This is a genomic window from Sphingobacterium olei, from assembly GCF_005048855.1.
Taxonomy (GTDB): Bacteria; Bacteroidota; Bacteroidia; order Sphingobacteriales; family Sphingobacteriaceae; genus Sphingobacterium; species Sphingobacterium olei.
The window spans coordinates 1-2,595 of record NZ_SUME01000022.1 but is presented as its reverse complement, the minus strand read 5'-3'; the positions used below and the strand labels follow the sequence as shown (position 1 = coordinate 2,595).

The 2,595-nt window shown below is 44.1% G+C and carries 2 protein-coding genes; both read right to left on the bottom strand.

Annotated elements, in window-relative coordinates:
* Positions 1–101 precede the first annotated feature (101 nt).
* Positions 102–839 carry an IS21-like element helper ATPase IstB gene (istB, locus tag FAZ15_RS22365; RefSeq protein ID WP_136903589.1) on the bottom strand — a complete coding sequence of 246 codons (738 nt, stop codon included), beginning with the start codon at positions 837–839 and terminating at the stop codon, positions 102–104.
* Between the two features lie 23 nt (positions 840–862).
* Entirely contained in the window at positions 863–2,407 is a 1,545-nt protein-coding gene (gene istA, locus FAZ15_RS22360; RefSeq protein ID WP_136903588.1) for an IS21 family transposase, read from the bottom strand.
* Positions 2,408–2,595 lie beyond the last annotated feature (188 nt).

The window sequence follows — 2,595 nt, the reverse complement described above, 5'->3', positions numbered from 1 at the left end:
TGTCTATTTCGGTGATTCTGGGCCAGTGATTTCGGCGTTAACGGGCCAATTATTTCGCTAGTCATTGGGCCACTTTCCGATTACAATAATATACAATTCATTTAAGATTCCAATTTTTTTTTTCTTCTATAGGATTCACCCGTCAATTCGACTCTGTGCGAGGAGAAAGTGACCCTGTCAAGAATGGCATCAGCAATAGTACTTTCACCTATCAGTCCATGCCATTTTTCTACCGGTATCTGGGTAGCTATTACCAGCGAGGCACTATTGTAGCGGTCTTCTATGATATCCAGTAATGCAGTTCTTGCCTGTTGGTCTATGGAAGTGAGCCCAAAGTCATCAAGGATAAGCAGCTCCGCTCTTTCAACCCTTTTCAGCAACTTGTGGTAAGTACCATCCAGTCTGGCTATTTTTACCATATCAAAGAACCTACCAGTGTTAAGATAGAGTGTTTTGACCAGCATCTGACAGGCTTTAACACCTATGCATTGTGCAAGGAAGCTTTTCCCGGAACCTGCAGGACCTGTTAGTATAACGTTCTCCCGACGGGTTATAAAGCCCATTGAAAGCAGTCTTTCAAACATATTTCTGTCGAGACCTCTAGAAGGATTGTAATCGATATCAGTGGCGGCAGCTTTTTCCTTGAAAGAGGCCCTGTGGATAAGGTTATCGATATTCTTATTCTGTCTTGTTTCCCATTCGGCATCTACGATAGTTGCCATAAAGTCATCCAGGCCCATTTCACGGTAAAGATTATCACTCAGACTGCCACGATAAAGTTCAGCCATGGTCATCATACGCATCTTGCGCATTTTTTCGATTGTTGTGTTTTCATTCATATTGTCTTTTTCTAGTGTTATATTTATCTGTAGATCGAGGTGTCCCGTAGGTTTTCATGCACGGGGATATGGAATGCCTCCTGTACTTCTTCTTCTAAGGTATCAAGTCTGTTTTTTAGGATATTGTATATTGTCTGATAAGATGCCTTATGGTGCGAAAGGGCTCTTTTGCACGCATTTTCAACGCGGGGGGCACTATGTGTCTTTACGAAAGCAAGTATACCCTGCGCCTGTTTGTAGGCCATTTCAGGATAGTTGTACTGTGCGATCAGCCGCCGGATATATTCCTGTGCAGATACCCCGACAGCTGCGGCCCGCTGTTCAAAGTACACCGGATTCCAGTCGTTATAGACCTGGTGCGAGGAAGGCATATGATCCCCGATAGTGGTGTAGTTTCCCGGCCGAAAGCTTCTAGGGTGCTTGGCTATACGTTGGAAGTTATAAAAGACTTCGACTGTTTCACTGTTATATTGCACTTCTACGTGATGCCCAGTATAACGATGAGGTACACTATAATAGTTTTTATCTACACTCAGGTACACGTGGGATATCTTCTGCACTTTTGCACGCCTGAAGTACCTCAGGCTATATGTTGATACAGGCAGTGGGTTCAGATATTCTTTTTCCAGATCAATGAACTGGCTCCTTCTGGTGGATCCACCATGTGAGAACAGGTAGTCATTGTATAATACCAGCTGCTCCGCTATGGCCACATTGAGCTCTTTCAGGCTAAAGAAGGTCTGTTTGTCCAATGGATAAAAAATACGCTGATAGACTAATGTTACGCTACGTTCGACAAGAGCTTTATCCTGAGGGTGATACGGTCGGGCAGGATCTACTACACAGCTATGAAAAAGGGCAAAGTCCGCAAGTGTTTTGTTTATTTCAGGCGCATATTTAGAACCTTTACTAACGGCCGACTTCAGATTATCGGACACAATGGCCTGGGGCACCCCGCCGGACCATCTGAGGCAGCTGTCAAGGCAGTCGATAAAGTCTTCACGTTTTTGGCTGGCAACAGCTTTCACAAACGTATATTGACTACAGGGGTAAACGGCTACGAAGATTTCCACGGGGATAACCTCGCCGGTAACCCTGTCCACATAGGACATTTTTTTACCTGTAAAATCTACAAAAAGTTTCTGACCGGCCTTATGCTCCAGCTTTCCCGAGGCTTTGACCTGACCTTTCCACTTTCTATAATGGGTCGTAAACTGTGTGTAACGATACCCATCAGGGTGTTCAATGAGGTAGTTTTGCCATATAGTCTGTAAGGTAGCTCCTGGGCGTTTGAGTTCACTCTGTATTTTACTGAACTGAGAAGATAGGATTTCGTAACGCTTCTTTTCCGTCTGGTCTTCTTCCGTGAAAAGGTCGTGAAGCTTCGCATCATCCATAGAAAGAAGCTCGGAATAATCCAATTCCAGCACTTTAAACCGTTGGATATAGCTATCTACCGTTTTACGGTTGATGTTCATCATCTGGGCAACCTTACGGTTACTAAGTCCCTTTTTCTTAAGAAGGATCAGTGTTCTAAGTTCCATTTTATCTTTCCGTTGTCCTGCCATGCTACTGCGATATGTTTATACAGCAGCAACTTAAGCAGTTTAATGGAAAGTGGCCCAATGACCTCCGTTTTCAAAGTAAGAATGGCCCGTTGACCTCCGAAATTCAGGAGATTTTTTGGCCCGCTGACCTCCGAAATAATTGGCAAATCAAACCGAATTAGCTGGCCCAGTGACTTCCGTTATAGACA